This is a genomic window from Gordonia paraffinivorans (assembly GCF_900683595.1).
Taxonomy (GTDB): Bacteria; Actinomycetota; Actinomycetes; order Mycobacteriales; family Mycobacteriaceae; genus Gordonia; species Gordonia paraffinivorans.
Map to the genome: position 1 here is coordinate 597,565 of NZ_CAACYD010000007.1, position 18,316 is coordinate 615,880.

The 18,316-nt window shown below is 70.1% G+C and carries 16 protein-coding genes; 12 read left to right on the forward strand and 4 right to left on the reverse strand.

Going from position 1 to position 18,316, the window contains the following annotated elements; translation table 11 throughout:
- Position 1 precedes the first annotated feature (1 nt).
- The gene (locus E1P53_RS15680) at positions 2-1,402 is read right to left on the reverse strand and encodes an amidohydrolase family protein (RefSeq protein WP_006898944.1); all 1,401 of its coding nucleotides are present in this window, start codon (positions 1,400-1,402) and stop codon (positions 2-4) included.
- Positions 1,399-2,655 carry a CoA transferase gene (locus E1P53_RS15685; protein WP_131734852.1) on the reverse strand — a complete coding sequence of 419 codons (1,257 nt, stop codon included), beginning with the start codon at positions 2,653-2,655 and terminating at the stop codon, positions 1,399-1,401. The genes E1P53_RS15680 and E1P53_RS15685 overlap by 4 nt, the downstream gene beginning before the upstream one ends.
- A 48-nt stretch (positions 2,656-2,703) precedes the next feature.
- On the opposite strand from E1P53_RS15685, the gene E1P53_RS15690 reads away from it, so the two are divergent.
- The 5 genes from E1P53_RS15690 to E1P53_RS15710 all read left to right on the forward strand — a co-directional run bounded on the left by E1P53_RS15690 (position 2,704) and on the right by E1P53_RS15710 (position 7,158).
- On the forward strand, positions 2,704-3,774 hold the full coding sequence (locus E1P53_RS15690; protein ID WP_131734853.1) for an enoyl-CoA hydratase/isomerase family protein: 1,071 nt from the start codon (positions 2,704-2,706) through the stop codon (positions 3,772-3,774).
- A 231-nt stretch (positions 3,775-4,005) separates the two neighbouring features.
- A complete protein-coding gene (locus tag E1P53_RS15695) occupies positions 4,006-4,767 on the forward strand; it encodes a crotonase/enoyl-CoA hydratase family protein (RefSeq protein ID WP_131734854.1) in 762 nt (253 codons plus the stop codon).
- Between the two features lie 39 nt (positions 4,768-4,806).
- Positions 4,807-5,577, forward strand: coding sequence for an SDR family NAD(P)-dependent oxidoreductase (locus tag E1P53_RS15700; RefSeq protein ID WP_006898948.1), 771 nt, complete (start codon positions 4,807-4,809; stop codon positions 5,575-5,577).
- Positions 5,578-5,692: 115 nt separating this feature from the next.
- The gene (locus tag E1P53_RS15705; RefSeq protein ID WP_109238209.1) at positions 5,693-6,703 is read left to right on the forward strand and encodes an alpha/beta hydrolase; all 1,011 of its coding nucleotides are present in this window, start codon (positions 5,693-5,695) and stop codon (positions 6,701-6,703) included.
- Positions 6,700-7,158 (forward strand): MaoC/PaaZ C-terminal domain-containing protein, encoded by a 459-nt coding sequence (locus E1P53_RS15710; protein WP_131734855.1) that lies wholly within the window; start codon positions 6,700-6,702, stop codon positions 7,156-7,158. Before E1P53_RS15705 ends, E1P53_RS15710 begins: the two co-directional genes overlap by 4 nt.
- Before the next feature lie 33 nt (positions 7,159-7,191).
- Here the strand turns inward: E1P53_RS15710 and kstR are convergent, their stop codons facing one another.
- On the reverse strand, positions 7,192-7,848 hold the full coding sequence (kstR, locus tag E1P53_RS15715) for a cholesterol catabolism transcriptional regulator KstR (RefSeq protein WP_131734856.1): 657 nt from the start codon (positions 7,846-7,848) through the stop codon (positions 7,192-7,194).
- Positions 7,849-7,984: 136 nt separating this feature from the next.
- Between kstR and E1P53_RS15720 the strand changes: the two genes are divergently transcribed.
- The 7 genes from E1P53_RS15720 (at position 7,985) to E1P53_RS15750 (ending at position 17,000) form a co-directional block, all read left to right on the forward strand.
- Positions 7,985-10,171 carry an acyl-CoA dehydrogenase family protein gene (locus tag E1P53_RS15720; protein ID WP_131734857.1) on the forward strand — a complete coding sequence of 729 codons (2,187 nt, stop codon included), beginning with the start codon at positions 7,985-7,987 and terminating at the stop codon, positions 10,169-10,171.
- Positions 10,172-10,288: 117 nt separating this feature from the next.
- Positions 10,289-11,401 (forward strand): acyl-CoA dehydrogenase family protein, encoded by a 1,113-nt coding sequence (locus tag E1P53_RS15725; RefSeq protein ID WP_006898953.1) that lies wholly within the window; start codon positions 10,289-10,291, stop codon positions 11,399-11,401.
- Between the two features lie 3 nt (positions 11,402-11,404).
- Positions 11,405-12,568 (forward strand): acyl-CoA dehydrogenase family protein, encoded by a 1,164-nt coding sequence (locus tag E1P53_RS15730; RefSeq protein WP_006898954.1) that lies wholly within the window; start codon positions 11,405-11,407, stop codon positions 12,566-12,568.
- A complete protein-coding gene (locus tag E1P53_RS15735; protein WP_181954857.1) occupies positions 12,565-13,659 on the forward strand; it encodes a bifunctional MaoC family dehydratase N-terminal/OB-fold nucleic acid binding domain-containing protein in 1,095 nt (364 codons plus the stop codon). Before E1P53_RS15730 ends, E1P53_RS15735 begins: the two co-directional genes overlap by 4 nt.
- A complete protein-coding gene (locus E1P53_RS15740; protein ID WP_131734858.1) occupies positions 13,656-14,114 on the forward strand; it encodes a MaoC family dehydratase in 459 nt (152 codons plus the stop codon). Before E1P53_RS15735 ends, E1P53_RS15740 begins: the two co-directional genes overlap by 4 nt.
- A complete protein-coding gene (locus tag E1P53_RS15745; RefSeq protein WP_109238205.1) occupies positions 14,114-15,286 on the forward strand; it encodes a lipid-transfer protein in 1,173 nt (390 codons plus the stop codon). Before E1P53_RS15740 ends, E1P53_RS15745 begins: the two co-directional genes overlap by 1 nt.
- Positions 15,287-15,368: 82 nt before the next feature.
- Positions 15,369-17,000, forward strand: a complete 1,632-nt coding sequence (locus E1P53_RS15750; RefSeq protein ID WP_006898958.1) for an acyl-CoA synthetase — start codon at positions 15,369-15,371, stop codon at positions 16,998-17,000.
- Positions 17,001-17,012: 12 nt separating this feature from the next.
- Here E1P53_RS15750 and E1P53_RS15755 read toward each other — a convergent pair whose 3' ends face one another.
- The gene (locus tag E1P53_RS15755) at positions 17,013-18,296 is read right to left on the reverse strand and encodes an SLC13 family permease (protein WP_131734859.1); all 1,284 of its coding nucleotides are present in this window, start codon (positions 18,294-18,296) and stop codon (positions 17,013-17,015) included.
- Between the last annotated feature and the right edge of the window lie 20 nt (positions 18,297-18,316).

The window sequence follows — 18,316 nt, forward strand, 5'->3', positions numbered from 1 at the left end:
GTCAGCCGACCCGGCGGTAGACGACCCGCCCGCGGATCATCGTGCAGCGCACGGCTTCCGATCCCGCGGCGAGGGCTTCGTCGAGTACGCGATCGAGGAGGACGACGTCGGCGGGTGCGCCGACGCGGATCGAGCGCGGTGGACCGCCGGGCTGCTGCGCCGACGTCAGGAATCGCCCGAGAGCCGTGGTGCGGCCGATCCTCTCGTCGGCCCCGACGGTCCGCCCGTCCGGCGCGAGCCGCGTCGCGGCCGCGTCGACGACCTCCCACGGGTCCACCGGGCCGTACGGCGCGTCGCTGGACAGTCCGACGGGCACCCCGTGGTCGACGAGCGAGCGGCAGCGGTAGAGGTCGCCGACGTCGGTGGCGTCGAGTCGATCGACGAAGTCGTTCCCGCGGTCGGCGATGAAGCCCGGTTGGGTGACGACCGGCAGGTTCCGCTGCCGGAGGTCGTCGACGGTATCGGGCGCGATGATCGCTCCGTGTTCGATCCGGTCGTCGGGATGCGGGCCGGCCTCGTCGAGGGCCGCGAGCAACAGGATCAGTGACTCCCGGGTCACGCTGTGCACGGCGACGCCGCGACCGACGTTGTGCGCGAGGCGAATCCGATCGCACAGCCACGCGAGATCGGGGAGGTCGGAGTCGGCGAGGACGATCTTCTGCGGACCCACGGTCACCGTGTCGGGGAGCCCGGTCGTCCCCGTCGGCGCGCCCAGGAGATGGAGCCGCTGCGGCACCGCGTCGTGCGTGTGTGCCCCGACGAGGGCGTCGACCGTCGCCGGGGACAGGTCCGGGGTGGCGTCGGTGACGCCGGTGACGCCGTACCGTGCGAGTTCGGCGCCGACCTCCGACAGATCCGGCGGACCGGTGTCGGGGAGTCGTGAGCGCAGCCAGTCGTCGGCACGCCACACGCGTCCGGTGGGTGTTCCCGAGGGGTCCCGTTCCACGCCCGGGTGCTCGGCCGTCGCAAGTCCGGCGGCCTCGGAGGCCATCGTGTTGAGGAACCACACCGCACCGCTGCGATGCTGGACGCGAACGGGGCGCCGGGCGTGGAGGCGGTCGAGATCTGACGAATCGAGGAGTCCGGCAACGGTTTCCACGTACCCGATGCCGCGGACCCAGCCGGCACTGTCGGCGTCGGCGGCCGCGAGTGCGGCGCGGAGTCCGTCGGGATCGGTGACTCGGGGCGGGCCGCAGTGCACCGAGGCCCTGGCCGCGGCCAGCGCGTGCAGGTGGATGTGGTGGTCGTGGAGGCCGGGGATGAGCGCGCCGTGCCGGGCATCGATGACCTCGGCGTCACGCGGGATCGGCAGGTCGGCGCCGATCCCGGCGATCACACCGTCGTCGATCAGGACATCACGGTGGCCCTCGGGTAGTGCGACCTGCCGGAACACGACCGTCATCGGGTGATCCCGAGGTCGGCGAGAACGGCGTCGGTGTCGCGGCCCGGGGCGGGTGCATCCCCCGTCACGGCGCGGGGCCGCGGCGGTGCGAGTTCGACAGCGGCGGAATCGGTGTCGACCAGCCACCGCCGGCCGTCGTGACGCGGCGTGCGGGTCGCGGTCCCGTCGAGGGTGGCCGCGACGGTCGCCCGCATCGAGACGTCCCAGAGTGCGCCGGGACCGTGTGCGGGCCTCGACATGGCCAGTGCCGCCGCGGTCAGTCCGGCGAGCGGGTCGGCGATCGCGTCCCCGACGAACACCGGGCCGAGGTCGTCTCGGGCCACGAGTCCGGCCGAGGCGGCGACGTCGTCGCCGAAACCGATCCGGTCGAAGTCGCGTCCGGCGGCGGTGATCGAGATCCAGGTGCCTCCTGACGCGACGAAATCCTCGCTGCTCAGCCCGAATCCACGCAGCGCGCGTGGTCGCGACGCCTCGATGACGACGTCCGCGGCGTCGACGAGCCGATGCAGAGCGGTCCGGTCGGGGTCCACCGCGGGGTCGAGGACGACCGACTCGTGCCCGCCGTGCAGGAGGCGGTAGAAATCGGCGTCGCCTCGGCGGGCACCGTCGGGGCGCGCCGGCGTCTCGACCTTCACCACGCGCGCGCCGGCGAGCCCGAGCAGATGGGCGCACAGCGGTCCCGCCCACAGGGCGGAGAAGTCGACGACGAGCAGGCCGTCCACCGACCGGGGGTCCCCGTGGGGAGTCAGGTCGGCGTGGGGCGCGTCGACGGATTCGATCTCGTCCGTGGCGCGGTTCTCCGGAATGCCGCCCCCGGCCACGCCCAACAGTGTTGCGCGCTCGTCGAATTCGGCACGGGTGTGTTCGTGTAGCCAATCGGCCAGCGCAGGCCAGACCGTGGTGTGGTCGACCTCGCGCTCGATCAGTGCGCCCAGCAGGAGCGGGTCGTCGGGACGTGCGCAGCTCACGGCGACCCAGCCGTCGGCCGCCGGTAGGAGTCGTCCGGCGCCCCCGGGGGTCAGCGGCCCCCGTCGACGGTGGCCGGTGAACGCCGCGCGTTCGGCGAGGATCGTCGCGCCGTCGACGTCGACCGAGCCGGAGGTCGCCGTGCGGATCCAGTCGGTGAGTTCCCGGGCTCGGGCTGCGGCGTGACCGGGCGGGACGAGAGGAGGGCCGTCGGGTCGTCCGGTGAGGTGCGGGACCCCGCTCTCGGCCCAGGCGCGTACCGGGTCGTACGACGCGTTGCTGGTCACGGTCGAAATGCTACCGTCCGCACGACAATGCTCAGGAGGTTCACCGCCATGCACGTTCGACGTATCTCCATCGCCGACCTCGCCGCCGACCCGGTCATCGGGGGCGGCGGGGACCTGTTCGGGACCGGGGCCGCGGTGTCGATCCCGGTGACGCTGGTGGATCTCGACGCGCGGGTGCCGGTCGACGTCCTCGACCGCGCGGTCGCCCGCGCGCAGTCGGCGGACACCGTCCTGGTCGGGATCTCGTCCGGGCCGGTCGCGGCGGAGTTGCGTCCACTGACCGAGGCACTCGACCTGACCGTCGCGCCCACGGCCGATCACCGCTCGGTCGTCGGCGCCGACGACCTCGCCGGCGACGTCGAGTCGCTCGTCACGGCGTTCGTCGACGCTCTCGCCCGATGCCCGCAGGCCTCCCTGGTCGCCGCACAGGTCGTCCGGGTGGCGGAGCCGCTCGGGCCGGTGGCCGCCATCGACGTCGAGTCCCTCGGCTACTCGACGCTGCAGGGCGGGGCCGAGTACGGGAGCTGGCTGGAAGAGCGTCGTGCCCTGGGGCGTCCGCTGCCGCCGCCCCCGGCCACCGAGCCGGTGCTGCTCGCCCGTGAGGGAGAGGTCCTGCGGATCACCCTGAACCGGCCCGAGCGTCGCAACGCCTACGGGACGGCGCTGCGCGACGCACTCGTCGAGGCGCTGCGCATCGCGGTGCTCGACGACTCCGTCGAGCACGTCGTCATCGACGGTGCCGGCAGCTCGTTCTGTGCCGGAGGGGATCTCGACGAGTTCGGCCACATGCCCGACGCGACGACCGCCCACCTGATCCGGACGCGCGGCGGCGCCGGCCGACTCGTGGCCGAGCTCGCCGATCGGGTCGAGGTCCGGCTGCACGGCCACTGCGTGGGCGCGGGCATCGAGATCCCCGCCTTCGCGCGGCGCGTCGTGGCCGCACCCGACACCCGCATCCGCCTGCCCGAGGTCTCGATGGGTCTCATCCCCGGGGCCGGCGGCACGGCGAGCGTCCCGCGGCGTATCGGCCGCTGGCGCGCGCTGTACCTCTTCGTCACCGGGGCCGAGCTCGACGCGGGGCAGGCATTGCGGTGGGGGCTGGTCGACGAGATCGCCTGACCGGGACACCCACCCGTGTTCCGTGAACCCTCCGGGCGATGTGGGGAAGGGATTGCGCACGAGGGCGGTCCTGCGGAACGGCGCCCGGCACTTGTTTAACTCAGTTGGTTCATTTCCCCCATTCGGGAAGCGCTCTCTGCTTACCATCACCCGTGAGCAGCGGCCGGCGCCCGATACATCGGTGCTCCTGTTCGCCGCGATCGAACGACATCGGTGAGGGGTCGACGACACATGTCGGATGCAGTTCTGGTGGAGCGCCGCGGGCGCATCCTGGTCATCACGATCAACCGTCCGCAGGCGCGCAACGCGATCAACCTCGAGGTCAGTCAGGCGCTTGCCGACGCGATGGACGAACTCGACGACAGTCCGGACCTGTCGGTGGCGATCCTGACCGGCGCGGGCGGGAACTTCTGCGCGGGAATGGATCTCAAGGCCTTCGCCGCCGGCGAGCGGGTCGCCGTCGAGGGTCGGGGCCTCGGGTTCACCCAGAAGCCCCCGCGTAAACCCGTCATCGCGGCCGTCGAGGGATTCGCACTGGCCGGCGGCACCGAACTCGTGCTGGCGACCGATCTCGTCGTGGCGTCTCGGTCGGCGAGATTCGGCATTCCCGAGGTCAGGCGCGGACTCGTCGCCGGTGCCGGCGGGCTGCTGCGGCTGCCGAGGAAGATCCCGTACCAGAAGGCGCTCGAACTCGCGCTGACCGGCGACGACTTCACCGCCGAGCAGGCCGCCGGCTGGGGATTGGTGAACATCCTCACCGAGGACGGGGGAGCTCTGGGCGGAGCAATCCATCTCGCGGAGAAGATCACCGGGAACGGCCCGCTGGCCGTCGCCATCACCAAGCGGATCATCGCCGAGTCGGAGTCGTGGGGCGACGACGAGAAGTGGGACCGGCAGGCCGAGCTGCTCGCCCCGGTCTTCACCTCGAAGGACGCCCTCGAGGGCGCGAAGGCGTTCGCGGAGAAGCGCAAGCCGCGGTGGACCGGGGCCTGAGCCCGGCTCGTCCACGTGAGATCGACCTGAGGAGAACACATGTCGCTTGAGGGTGAGGTCGCCATCGTCACCGGCGGGGCCGGTGGCCTCGGTGCGGCGACCGTGCGTCGCCTCCACGCCGCGGGTGCGTCGGTGGTCATCGCCGACGTCGCCGACGATCCGGCCGAGATGCTCGCCGACGAACTCGGCGAACGGGTCGTCTACGTGCGAACCGACGTCCTCGACGACGAATCGGTGAACGATGCGCTCGCGCAGGCGGGCCGGCTCGGCGCCCTGCGGTATGCCGTGATCGCCCACGGCGGGTTCGGCGTGGCGTCGCGACTGGTCAACCGGGACGGATCGCCGCATCCGATGAAGGGCTTCGTCGACACCATCGCCCTGTACCTGACGGGCACCTACAACGTCCTGCGCCTGACCGCCGCGAAGCTCGCGACGGGCGAGCCGAAGGAGAACGGCGAGCGCGGTGCGATCGTCATGACCAGCTCGATCGCCGGTTACGAGGGCCAGATCGGGCAGACCGCATACGCGGCCGCGAAGGCGGGTGTCATGGGCCTCACCCTGTCGGGCGCCCGCGACCTCGGTTCGATCGCGGTCCGCCTCAACACCATCGCACCCGGCACCATGCGCACCCCGATCATGGAGTCGATGGGCGAGGATGCGCTCGCGAAGTTCGCGCAGGGCGTCCCGTATCCCAAGCGTCTCGGGTCGCCCGACGAGTACGCGGCGCTCGCTCAGCACCTCTTGGAGAACACCTACATCAACGGCGAGATCGTCCGGCTCGACGGCGCGCAACGGTTCCAGCCGCGCTGAGTCGGGCAAGACGATTGGTCACGAACGCCTAACGACGGTCCGCCTCGGCTTGGGGTGGCCCGTGGTCCTCGGTAACCTTTGTTACCTCTGAGGAAATAGTTAACAAAAGGGGCTGTTGGTGCGTTCGTGGAAGAAGCGACTGATCGTCGCCGCGTGTGCTGTCGCCGTGGCCACAACCGGATGGGCGCCGGCGGCGCTCGCGGCACCGGCACCTGACCCGAATCGTGCCCGGATCGACACCGTCATCCACGGTTCCGCCCAGCAGACGACGCTGATCGTCTGGTCGGGGGCGATGCGCAAGCTGATCCCGGTCAACGTCCTGCGTCCGCGGAACACCAAGAAGCCGGCCCCGACGCTGTATCTGCTGAACGGCGCGGGCGGCGGCGAGGACACCGCCACCTGGGGTGCGAAGACGCAGTACGCGAAGTTCTTCTCCGACAAGCACGTCAACGTGGTGACCCCGATCGGCGGCGCGTTCTCCTACTACACCGACTGGCAGCGCGACGACGCCGTGCTCGGTCGCAACAAGTGGCAGACGTTCCTCACCAAGGAGTTGCCGCCGCTGGTGGACAAGGAATTCGCCACCACCGGCAAGAACTCCGTCGCGGGCATCTCGATGGCCGGCACGTCGGTGCTCAATCTCGCGATCGCCGCGCCCCGGCTGTACAAGTCCGTCGCCGCCTACAGCGGGTGTGCCCGGACGAGTGATCCGTTGGGGCAGACGTACATCCGGATGGTCGTCGCCGACAGAGGTGGTGCCGACCTCGACAACATGTGGGGCCCGGTCAACTCGGCGGGCTGGCGCGCGAACGATCCGTACCTCAACGCCGCGAAGCTGCGCGGCACCAAGGTCTACATGACCAGCGGCACCGGCCTGCCCGGCTGGTACGACCGGCTCGAGGCGCCGCTCATCGCGGGTGACCCGATGACGCTGGCCAACCAGGTCGTCCTCGGCGGCGTCATCGAGGCCGCGGTCAACGAGTGCACCAAGCAGATGGCACAGCGCCTGCGTGCGTTGAAGATCCCGCACAAGGTGCTGTTCCGTCCGGACGGCACCCACTCGTGGGGTTACTGGGAACGCGACCTCAAGACCACCTGGCCGATGATCGCCGCAGATCTGAAGTGACCGGGCAGGACGGGATCCGGGTCGAGGACCTCCGACCCGGGCAGGTGATCGCGCTGGGTTCACACACGGTGACCGAAGCCGAGATCGTGGAGTTCGCGCGGGCGTGGGACCCCCAGGACTTCCACGTCGACAAGGAACTCGCGGCGGCGCGTGCCTATGGCGGGCTCATCGCCAGCGGTATCCACACCATGGCCGTCTATCAGCGTCTCTGCGTCGACGGCGTGCTGCGCCGGCTGCCGGTGATCGCCGGGAAGCGCCTCGCCGAGACCGTCTTCCTGCGTCCGGTCCGTCCCGGGGACACCCTCACCGGGACGATGACCGTCGACGCGGTCGAGTTCGACGACCGCGGCCGGGCCCTGGTCACCTCGACCGGTGAGCTCGTCAACGACGACGGCAAGCCGGTGTTCCGGACGGTCGTCGAGGCGTACATGCGCGTCCGGGACGTGTCGGCGTGATCCCCCGGGCCGGTGATCCCGGGCCCGTGAGTCTCAGTCCTGCTTGACCCGGTCTTTCAGCAGCAGGCGCACGGTCAGTTCGAGCCGGTTGGTGACGTCGGTGGCCGACGCCCGGCGGGTGAGCCACTGGACGAGGTTCGACATCCACACGTCCGAGAGCACGCGCGCGATGGCGAGATCCTCCTCGGTCGGTTCGCCCTCGTCGACGATGGCGTTGGCCAGCAGTCGGTCGATGATGTTCGCGACCTGGTCGACCTCAGCGGTCGCCGAGGCGTCGGCGAACATGAACGCGCGCGTCATCGCCTCGGTGAGCAACGGGTCGCGCTGCATCGCGAACGTGATCATGTCGAGGACGTGGCGGAGTCGGTCGATCGCGTTGTCGCCGCGCAACTGCGAGCGGTCGACCTTCGACTCGACGCGCTCGAACTCGCGCGCGAGCGCGGTCACCAGCAGGTGGACCTTGGACGGGAAGTAACGGTAGAGCGTGCCCACCGCGACGTCGGCCTTGTCGGCGACGGTGCGCATCTGGACGGCGTCGTAACCGCCTTTCGAGGCGAGGGCTAGGGTCGCGTCGAGGATGCGGCGACGACGCTCGCGCTGCGCGGACGAACCGGATTCGGGAGACGCTGCGGGGGTCGGGGAACCACCGGGCGTGTCAACCGCGGCATTGCCTGGTGCAGAGCGGGCCATGTGTTTACGAACATCCTCACGTGATCGGCGACCGGGTAGGCGGGGAATCACGGGTGGCTACCCGATCACCTCCACCCATGGCATATTAGAACAGGTTCTAATTATTCCTCACAACCCGACATACAGAGGATCACCCGTGACAATCGCCACGTCTTCCGAGCAAATCGCCGTATGCCACAGTATCGAGTCCTGGGCGCGCGCGGCGAAGGTGACCGAACTCGTCCGTTCCGACATCGACAAGCCGCGCGACCAGTGGACCCAGGTGTTCGGGCAGTTGGCGGACTTCGGGGTCTTCGCGGCGGCCCTGCCGGAATCGGCGGGTGGGCTCGGCGCGGGCTTCGTGGACGTGGCGGCCATGGTCGAGCAGTGCGGCGCCGAGTTGGTGCCCGGTCCGATCGTCCCGACCGTCACGGCCGCGATCGCGCTCGCCGGCAGCGACGACCCGCGGGCGGGAGAGCTCCTGGAGCAGGTCGCCGCGGGGGCGGTGCCGGTGGTCACGCCGGCGGCGGGGCATGCGCGAGCCGCGGCGGCCGAGTTGTCGGACACCCTCGACCTCGGCATCGTCGCCGGTCATGTCGACGGTGCCGCCATCCTCCTGGCGCTCGACGTCCCCGGCTCCGACACGCGCTGGTGGCTCCTCCCGTCGGGGGCCGGTGCGGTCGACGCGGTGCCGCAGGCGCCGCTGGACGGCACCATGTCGGTCTCCCGGGTGCGGGTCTCGGGCGTGAGGGCCGACGACCTGATCGCGCTTGCCGACGCCGTGCTCGTCGAGGGACTGCTCTCGGCGACGCTGGCCGCCTATCAGAGCGGCGTCACGCGCTGGGCGCTCGACACCGCCGTCGAGTATGCCAAGGTCCGCACGCAGTTCGGGGTCCCGATCGGTTCCTTCCAGGCGATCAAGCACATCGCTGCCGAGATGCTCTGCCGCTGCGAGGAGGTCACTGCGGTGGCATGGGACGCGGCGCGCGCCGTCGACGAGGTGCTGCAGGCGTCTGCCGATGAACTCGACTCCGCGCGTGAGCAACTGGCGATCAGCGCGCTCGCCGCGGACGTGGTCGTCGCCGAGGCGCCGGCGGCCACGGCCAAGGACTGCGTGCAGGTGCTCGGCGGCATCGGCTTCACCTTCGAGCACGACGCCCACCTCTACCTGCGCTCCGCGCTCGCCGCGCAGGCGGTCCTCGAGGGCGGGCGGAGCGCGGCGTCCGCGCTCGCCGCCCTCGGACTCCGCGGCGTCCGCCGCCGGTTCTCCCTCGACCTGTCGCAGGTGGAGGGCCGGCGCGACGAGGTCCGCGCCACGGTCGGCCGCATCGCCGAGGCCGACGAGGCGGACCGCCGCCGTCTCCTCGCCGAGACCGGCTACCTGACCCCGCACTGGCCGAAGCCCTATGGTCTCGGCGCCGACCCCGCGCTGCAGCTGCTCATCGACGTCGAACTCGACCGCGCCGGAATCGTCCGCCCCGACCTGGTCATCGGCGCGTGGGCGATCCCGACGATCCTGGCCCACGGCACCGATGCGCAGCGTGAGCGGTTCGTCGCCCCGACCCTGGCCGGCGAGATCGTCTGGTGTCAGCTGTTCAGCGAACCCGAGGCGGGTTCGGACCTGGCCGCCCTGCGCACCAAGGCCGTACGCGTGGACGGCGGCTGGAAGCTGTCCGGCCAGAAGATCTGGACCTCCCAGGCGCACAACGCGCAGTGGGCGATCTGCCTGGCCCGCACCAATCCCGAGGCGCCGAAGAACAAGGGCATCACCTACTTCCTGGTCGACATGGCCTCGCCCGGCATCGACATCCGGCCCCTGCGCGAACTCACCGGGCGTGCCAACTTCAACGAGGTGTTCCTCGACGGGGTCTTCGTTCCCGACGACTGTGTGGTCGGCGAGGTCGACAACGGCTGGCGCCTGGCCCGCACGACCCTCGCGAACGAGCGCGTGGCGATGGGCGGGTCCGGTCTCGGCAAGGAGATGGAGGGGTTGCTGCGTCAGGTGGAGGCGATGACTCGGGATCTGACCGACGACGAGCGCGCCGCGCTCGGCCGCCAGTTCGCGGATGCGCACGTGGGCCGGGTCATCGACGCCCGCACCGCCACGCAGCAGCTCGCCGGACTCGATCCCGGCGCCCTGTCGAGCGTCCGCAAGCTCATCGGTGTCCGACACCGCCAGGCGGTGCCGGATCTGGCGTTCCGGCTCCTCGGCGCGCAGGGCCTCACGCTCAACGACGCCTCGGACGCCGTGCTGCAGAACAGGTGCCTGTCCATCGCCGGCGGCACCACCCAGATCCTCAAGACCGCCGCGGCTGAACGCATTCTCGGTTTGCCGCGCCGATGAACGTCCGTTCTGGGCGAAAAGCGCAGATGAACCGCAATCTCTACCCCCTGGCGGTTGGACTCTGATACAACTAGAACAAGTTCTAGTTCTGTTGCCCGCACATGGAGGAGACGCAGGGTGGACTTTGCCCTGGACGCTACGGCGATCGCGGTTCGCGACGTCGCCGACGAGGTGTTCGCACGCCGGCAACCCGACTGGGAGTCGACCTTCGGCAAACGAGGGTCCGACGACCGGCCGGGGAGTGATCAGGCGGGCGGCTTCGACGCCGAGACCTGGCAGGCGCTCGTCGAATCGGGCCTGCTGGTGCTCCCGCTTCCGCCCTCGGCCGACGGCGACGAGGTCGACGAGGCCGGACTGCTGCCGCTGTTGCGCCGGATGGGCCGGTCCGCGGCCGTCACCCCGGCACTCGGCACCCTGGCCGCCGCGCTGGTCCTGGCGAAGGCCGAGCCCGAGGTCTGGCAGCGGTGGGGTGAGAAGATCACCGGCGGCCGCTGGGCTGCGGTGGCCATCGGCGAGCACGGCGACGCCCTGACCGCGACGCCGAAGGCCGGCATCCACGACGGACGCCTCAACGGCACCAAGGTCGGCGTCCTGCACGCCGACGGGGCGTCGGTCCTGCTGGTCACGACCGACGCGGGCGTCGTCGCGGTCGATCCGGCCGCCGAGGGCGTCACCCTCACGCGGACGCCCACCTCGAGCGGATGGGGCGAGTACACGGTGACGTTCGACGACGTCGCGATCGACGACGCCGACGTCGTCGGCCGCGACCTCGCACCGCTGCGGGACCGCTTCCGACTGGCCCTCTGCGCCTACGGCGACGGCCTGGTGGCCGGGGCGACCCGCCTGACCGCCGACCATGTCTCCACCCGCGAGCAGTTCGGCAAGCCCATCGCGCTGTTCCAGGCGGTCGGCCAGCAGCTCGCCGACATCTACGTCGTCGGCCGCTCGATCGAGCTGTCCACCACCGCCGCGGCCTGGCGGCTTTCCGAGGGGCTCGACGCCGCAACGGATCTCGGCATCGCCGCCTACTGGTTGGCGGAGGAGGTGCCGCCGACCCTGCGCACGATGACCCACCTGCACGGCGGGATCGGTGTCGACATCACCTACCCGCTGCACCGCTACTTCTCCGTCGCCAAGGACCTCGCCCGCCTGGTGGGCGGATCGGCCGTGCGACTCGACGAACTCGCCGACATCACCGAGGCCGCTGCCTCGGCGGCCGGACAGGGGTGAGAGATGTTCATCGACCTGACACCAGAACAGCGGGCGCTGCGCGCCGAACTCCGCGAGTACTTCGCCGACCTCGTCAGTCCCGAGGAGGCGAAGGTCATGCTCACCGAGCGGCATGGCCCCACCTACCGCAAGATCATCAAGCGCATGGGCGACGACGGCTGGCTCGGCGTCGGCTGGCCGAAGGAGTTCGGCGGCAAGGGATTCGGTGAGATCGAACAGCAGATCTTCACCAACGAGGCGGTCCGCGCCGACGTGCCCCTGCCGTCGGTGACGCTGCAGACCGTCGGCCCGACCCTGCAGGTTCACGGCACCGAGGAGCAGAAGCGGAAGTTCCTGCCCGCGATCCTCGCCGGAGACGTCCACTTCGCGATCGGCTACACCGAGCCGTCGGCGGGCACCGATCTCGCGTCGCTGACCACGACCGCCGTCCGCGAGGGCGACCACTACGTCGTCAACGGACAGAAGATCTTCACCACCGGCGGCCACGACGCCGACTACATCTGGCTGGCCGTGCGGACCGACAAGGACGCGCCCAAGCACAAGGGCATCTCGATCCTCATCGTCGACACCACCGATCCCGGGTTCAGCTGGACCCCGATCATCACCGCCGACGGTGCGCACCACGTCAATGCCACCTACTACAACGACGTCAAGGTCCCGGTGTCGATGCGCGTGGGCGAGGAAGGCGACGGCTGGAAGCTGATCACCACCCAGCTCAACCACGAGCGCGTGATGCTCGGACCGGCCGGCCGCATCGAGGGGCTCGCCGCGCGGCTGCGTGCGTGGGCACAGCGCCCGGGTCCCGACGGCACGGTCATCGCCAAGCAGCCCGACGTGCGTCGCGCGCTGGCCACCATCGACGCCTACGGCCGCATCAACGAGCTGCTCAACTGGCAGGTCGCGTCCACCGGGGAGGCGATCTCGATGGCCGACGCCGCGGCGACGAAGGTGTTCGCCACCGAACGGATCCAGGCGGTGTGCCGCATGGCCAACGAGATCGTCGGGCGCTACGGCGATTTCACCGATCCCGAGACCGCTGCCCTCGTCGACTGGCTCGACGTCCAGCAGAAGCGCCACGTCGTCATCACCTTCGGCGGCGGCGTCAACGAGGTCATGCGCGACATGATCGCCACCGCCGGCCTGGGACTGCCGAGGGCCAAGCGATGAGCACCACGCAGGAGAGGGGCGAGGTGACCGCGCCCGACACGACCGGCCTGTCCGACGACGACGCGATCCGCGCTGCGGCACAGGCGATCATGGACGCAGGTCCCAGCGCGCCCGTGCGCGGCCGCGACCCGATCAACCAGCCGATGATCAACAACTGGGTCGAGGCGATGGGGGACACCAATCCCATCTACGTCGACGAGGAGGCCGCACGCGCGGCCGGGCACCCCGGGATCGTCGCACCGCCGGCGATGGCGCAGGTATGGACCATGCGCGGGCTCCACGGCGTCCGCACCGCCGACGACCCGCTCGGCCGCGCGTCGCAGCTGTTCGACGAGGCCGGGTTCACCTCGGTCGTCGCGACCAACTGCGACACCGTCTACCACCGCTACACCCGCCCGGGCGAGGAGGTCTCGCTGTCGGCCGAGCTCGTCGAGGTCGTCGGTCCCAAGAACACCGCACTCGGTGAGGGTTGGTTCTTCACCACCCGAAACGTCTGGTCCGTGGTCGGAGAAGACGGCGCAGACGAGGTGGTCGCCGAGATGCGGTTCCGCATCCTCAAGTTCCGGCCCCCGGCCAAGAGCGGCGAGTCGAATACAGCCGTCGCACAACAGGGTGCGCAGGTTCCCGACGACCTGGACCCGTCGCGGATGCTCAAGCCGAGTGTCTCGCGGGACACCGCCTTCTTCTGGGAGGGCGTCAAGGCCCACGAGCTGCGCATCCAGCGCGACGGCGAGGGAGCCCTGCGCCACCCGCCGGTCCCGGCGACCTGGAAGCCGCGGCAGCCCGACGGCACGGTCCCCGAGACCGATTACGTCGTCGCGGCCGGAACCGGGACGGTCTACAGCTACGTCGTCCACCGGGCACCCAAGGTGCCCGGGCGGCAGCTGCCGTTCGTCGTGGCCCTCGTCGAACTCGACGAGGGCGTGCGGATGCTCGGCGAGCTGCGCGGCGTCGAACCGGAGGAGGTGTCGATCGGCATGCCGGTGCGGGTCACGTTCCTCGATTTCCCCGCGGACGAGGACGCGGGCACGGATGCATGGACGCTCTACGCGTGGGAGCCGGCCGGATCGAGCGAGGGGACGGACCGATGACCGGTATCGCCGCAACACCGATCGCGGTCGGGACCACGTTGCCGCCGTTGACGATCGAGGCCACGCCGACCTTCGTCGTGGCCACCGCGCTGGCCACCCGCGACTTCCAGGACGTCCACCACGATCGCGATCTCGCCCAGGCGAAGGGGTCCAAGGACATCTTCGTCAACATCCTGACCGACACCGGGCTGGTCGAACGGTTCGTCACCGACTGGGCCGGACCGAACGCCCGAATCCGCTCGATCGCGCTCAAGCTCGGCGTGCCCTGGTACGCCTACGACACGGTCACGTTCGCCGGCGAGGTCACCGAGGTCGCCGACGACGGGCTCGTCACCGTCGCGGTCACCGGCACCAATTCGCTGGGCAAGCACGTGATCTCGACCGTCACTCTCACCGTCGGCGACGGCGCGCACGATTCGACGGAGCAGGATTCGGCAGAAGGGGAGGGCCGCTGATGGGCACGCTCTCGGGGCAGGCGGCGATCGTCGGCATCGGCGCCACCGAGTTCTCCAAGGACTCCGGACGCAGCGAACTGCGACTGGCCGCAGAGGCGGTGCAGGCGGCCATCGCCGACGCGGGCCTCACGCCGGCCGACGTCGACGGGCTGGTCACCTTCACGATGGACACCAACAGCGAGATCTCGGTCGCGCGTGCCGTCGGCATCCCGGAGCTGACCTATTTCTCGCGCATCCACTACGGCGGCGGCGCGGCGTGCGCCACCGTCCAGCAGGCGGCGATGGCCGTCGCGACCGGGGTCGCCGACGTGGTGGTCGCCTACCGTGCGTTCAACGAGCGGTCGGGACTCCGGTTCGGGCAGGTGAATTCGGCCGTCGCCAACCAGGAGAACTCCTCGGGAACGGAGAACGCCTTCAGCTATCCGCACGGACTGTCGACGCCGGCGGCGTTCGTCGCGATGATCGCGCAGCGGTACATGCACGACTACGGCGCCACCAGCGAGGACTTCGGCCGTATCGCCGTCGTCGACCGCAAGCATGCGGCCAACAATCCCGATGCCTTCTTCTACGGCAAGCCGATCACGCTGGAGGATCACCAGAACTCGCGCTACATCGCCGAGCCGCTCCACCTCCTCGACTGCTGCCAGGAATCCGACGGCGGTGTCGCATTGGTGATCGCGTCGGCCGAGCGGGCCAAGGACCTGCCGCACAAGCCCGCGGTGATCGCCGCGGCGGCAGCGGGTTCGGCGGCCGACCAGTACATCATGACCAGCTACTACCGGGAGGAGCTGGCGGCGCTGCCCGAGATGGGTCTCGTCGGTCGTCAGCTGTGGTCGCAGTCCGGCCTCGGGCCCGACGACATGGACATGGCGATCCTCTACGACCACTTCACCCCGTACACCCTCATCCAGCTCGAGGAGCTCGGCTTCTGCGCCCGCGGGGAGGCCAAGGACTTCGTGCGCGAGCCCGGAGCCCTGGAGGTGGGCGGACGGCTCCCGCTGAACACCCACGGCGGACAGCTCGGCGAGGCCTACATCCACGGGATGAACGGCATCGCCGAGGCGGTCCGCCAGATCCGCGGCGACTCGGTCAACCAGGTCGACGACGCCGAGAAGGTCGTCGTCACCGCCGGAACCGGCGTCCCGACAAGCGGATTGGTGCTCACCGCATGAGCACGTCCGCCCGTCCGGTCCCCATCGAATCCATCCAGCCACATCTGTCCATGAACACTCTTGAAAACGAGGAGCGCGCACGATGAAGTTCAACCTCGCCGACGTCTTCGAAACCGTCGCCGATTCGGTGCCCGAGCGGATCGCGCTCAGCTACCAGGGTCGCCAGATCAGCTACGCCGAGCTCGACAAGCTCTCGAACCAGGTCGCGCACCTCCTCTCCGACAACGGGATCGGCGCCTTCGACAACGTGGCGCTGTTCCTGAAGAACAGCGTCGAGCACGTGACCAGCCTTCTCGGCCTGCTCAAGATCCGCGCGGTGCCGGTCAACGTCAACTACCGCTACACCAACGCCGAGCTGCAGTACATCTTCGACAACTCCGATTCGCGCGCGATCATCGTCGAGCTCCCCGAGCACCAGCGCAGCGTCGCCGCGATACTCGCGGACGTCCCGACGGTCCGGACGGTGTTCGTGATCGGCGAGATCGTCGACGAGCTGCATCAGGCGGTCGCCGACCTGCCCGGCGGCCGGCTCGTCGAGGTCGTGTCGTTCTCCGACTACGAGGCCAAGCCGGACCACCGCGACTTCGAGCCGCGCAACGGCGAGGAGCTGTACCTGCTCTACACCGGCGGCACCACGGGTTATCCCAAGGGCGTCATGTGGCAGCACGACGACTTCTTCCGCAAGCCGCTGTCCGGCGGCAACCCGTACGGCGAGGCGCGCAAGGACCTCGAGGAGATCGGCACGGCGGTCAAGGACTTCCCGTCGATCGCCTTCCTGCTCGCGGCCCCGCTCATGCACGGCGCGGCGTCATACTCGCTGTTCACCTTCTTCACCCTGGGCGGGCGCCTGGTGATCCAGCGCGACTTCGACCCGGCCGCCATCGTCACCGAGGTCGAGAAGGAGAAGGTCAACATCGTCCTCATCGTCGGCGACGCCATGGGCCTGCCGCTCGTCGAGGAGATGGAGAAGCGCAAGGACGAGGTTGATCTGTCGTCGATGTTCTCCATCACCTCCGGCGGTGCGATCTGGTCGCAGCACGTGCGCGACCGCATGCTCGCGGTGAAGCCGGATCTGGTGCTGCGCGACAACTTCGGCGCCTCGGAGTCGGGCAACGACGGCGAGATCATGATGGACGAGAACGGCCACCTGAAGGTGCCGCCGACCGACAAGATGATGGTCGTCGACGAGAAGCTCAACAAGATCGCGCCCGGCTCGGGCGAGGTCGGCTACATCGCCCGCATCGGCAACGTGCCGCTCGGCTACTACAAGGACCCGGAGAAGACCGCCAAGACCTTCCCGACCCTGCCCGACGGGACCCGCATCTCGATCCTGGGCGACATGGGCACCGTCGAGGCCGACGGCTCGATCGTCTTCCTGGGCCGCGGTTCCCAGTGCATCAACACCGGCGGCGAGAAGGTCTACGCCGAGGAGGTCGAGGCCGTCCTGCACGCCCACCCGGCCATCGCCGACGCCCTGGTGGTCCCGGTGCCCGACGAGAAGTACGGCCAGCGGGTCGCCGCGGTGATCGCGCTCGCCGAGGGCGCCGAGGAGCCGTCGCTGGAGGACATCCAGGAACACTGCCGGGCCGACCTGGCCCGCTACAAGGTCCCGCGCACCGTGGTCTTCGTCGACGAGGTCAAGCGCACCCCGGCCGGAAAGGCCGACTACCGCTGGGCGAAGGCCGAGGCGGCGAAGGAGAGCACGGCGGTCTGACCGGCCCGCTCCTCAGCGAGCGACCGACAACCCCGCCCACAACGCGAACACCGCCGCCCCCAGCGTCACGGGAACCGTCAGCGCCCCCAGGCGCAGGTACTCCCGTGACGTGGGGGCGGCGGTGTTCTTGTGCATGATCTCGCGCCACAGCAGGTTCGCCAGCGAGCCGAAGTAGGCCAGGTTCGGCCCGATGTTCACCCCGAGAAGCATCGCCAGGACGAGGCCCGGGTCGTGGGCGACGAGCGGGATCAGCAACAGCGTCGCCGGGAGATTGTTGACCAGGTTGGCCAGCGCCGCGGCCACCAGGGCGACGACGAGGATGCCGAGCAGCGTGGACGACGACGGGATCAGTCGGCCGATCCAGTCGCCGAGCGGGCCGTTGCGCACCGGCAGGATCACGACGCTCAACGCCGCGACGAAGCCGAGGAACGGGATGTTCACCGCGACCGCCGCGTCGCGGAGCGCCGGCAGCGGCGAACGGATCAGCCCGGGCAGCGCGAACACCACCGCGCCGACGCCGGCGACCGCCGCGAGCGGCACGCCGAACGGCTCGGCGATCACGAAGGCGACGAGCAGCAGGCCCAGCGCAACGAGCAGGAGACCGGGTCGATGGACCGGTGCGGGTTCGGCTTCAGGCGTCCCGGACGCCGGGACGTCGGACGGTGCCGCCTCCCGCAGCGCGTCGGCGAAGAACCACCGGAAGATCAGGTATTCGACGGCGATCCCGACGACCCACGGCGCCAGCATCAGCCCGGTGAAGCCGAGAAAACTCAGGCCGGTGGCCGAGAACGCCAGCAGATTGGTCAGGTTCGACACCGGCATCAGCGTCGACGCGGTGTTGGCCAGGTGCGCACTCGAGAACGCGATCGGCGTGACCCGGGCGCCGATGTGACGGGCCGTGGCCACCGCGACCGGGGTCAGCAGCACGATCGTCGTGTCGAGACTTAGGATCGCGGTGGTCACCGCGGCCACGACGAACACGATGCGGAGCAGGCGGCGTGGTGAGGACCGGCTCCAACCGGCCAGGACCGACCCGACCCAGCGGAAGACCCCCTCCCGGGCGCACACCTCGGCGATCACCAGCATCGCGGCCAGGAAGCCGATCGTCGGTGCCATGGCGAGGACCTCGTCGACCGCGGAATCGAGGTCGGTCAGGCCGAGGGCGACGAGGAGCGCGGCGACCGGTGCGGCCACCGCGACGGCCGGGACCCGCTGCGCGGCAAGAGTTGCGGCGATGACCACGAGGAGCGCGACGACGCCGACGAGGCATCCTGCGACGCTGTCCGTGGTGAGCACCGCAGACAGATTACGCGCGA

Excerpts from the sequence above, each read along its gene's own strand:
- kstR (WP_131734856.1), bottom strand. The coding sequence starts at position 7,848 with ATGGCCCGCTCTGCACCAGGCAATGCCGCGGTTGACACGCCCGGTGGT.
- E1P53_RS15680 (WP_006898944.1), bottom strand. The coding sequence starts at position 1,402 with ATGACGGTCGTGTTCCGGCAGGTCGCACTACCCGAGGGCCACCGTGAT.
- E1P53_RS15690 (WP_131734853.1), top strand. The coding sequence starts at position 2,704 with ATGCACGTTCGACGTATCTCCATCGCCGACCTCGCCGCCGACCCGGTC.
- E1P53_RS15700 (WP_006898948.1), top strand. The coding sequence starts at position 4,807 with ATGTCGCTTGAGGGTGAGGTCGCCATCGTCACCGGCGGGGCCGGTGGC.
- E1P53_RS15730 (WP_006898954.1), top strand. The coding sequence starts at position 11,405 with ATGTTCATCGACCTGACACCAGAACAGCGGGCGCTGCGCGCCGAACTC.
- E1P53_RS15750 (WP_006898958.1), top strand. The coding sequence starts at position 15,369 with ATGAAGTTCAACCTCGCCGACGTCTTCGAAACCGTCGCCGATTCGGTG.
- E1P53_RS15695 (WP_131734854.1), top strand. The coding sequence starts at position 4,006 with ATGTCGGATGCAGTTCTGGTGGAGCGCCGCGGGCGCATCCTGGTCATC.
- E1P53_RS15745 (WP_109238205.1), top strand. The coding sequence starts at position 14,114 with ATGGGCACGCTCTCGGGGCAGGCGGCGATCGTCGGCATCGGCGCCACC.
- E1P53_RS15740 (WP_131734858.1), top strand. The coding sequence starts at position 13,656 with ATGACCGGTATCGCCGCAACACCGATCGCGGTCGGGACCACGTTGCCG.
- E1P53_RS15735 (WP_181954857.1), top strand. The coding sequence starts at position 12,565 with ATGAGCACCACGCAGGAGAGGGGCGAGGTGACCGCGCCCGACACGACC.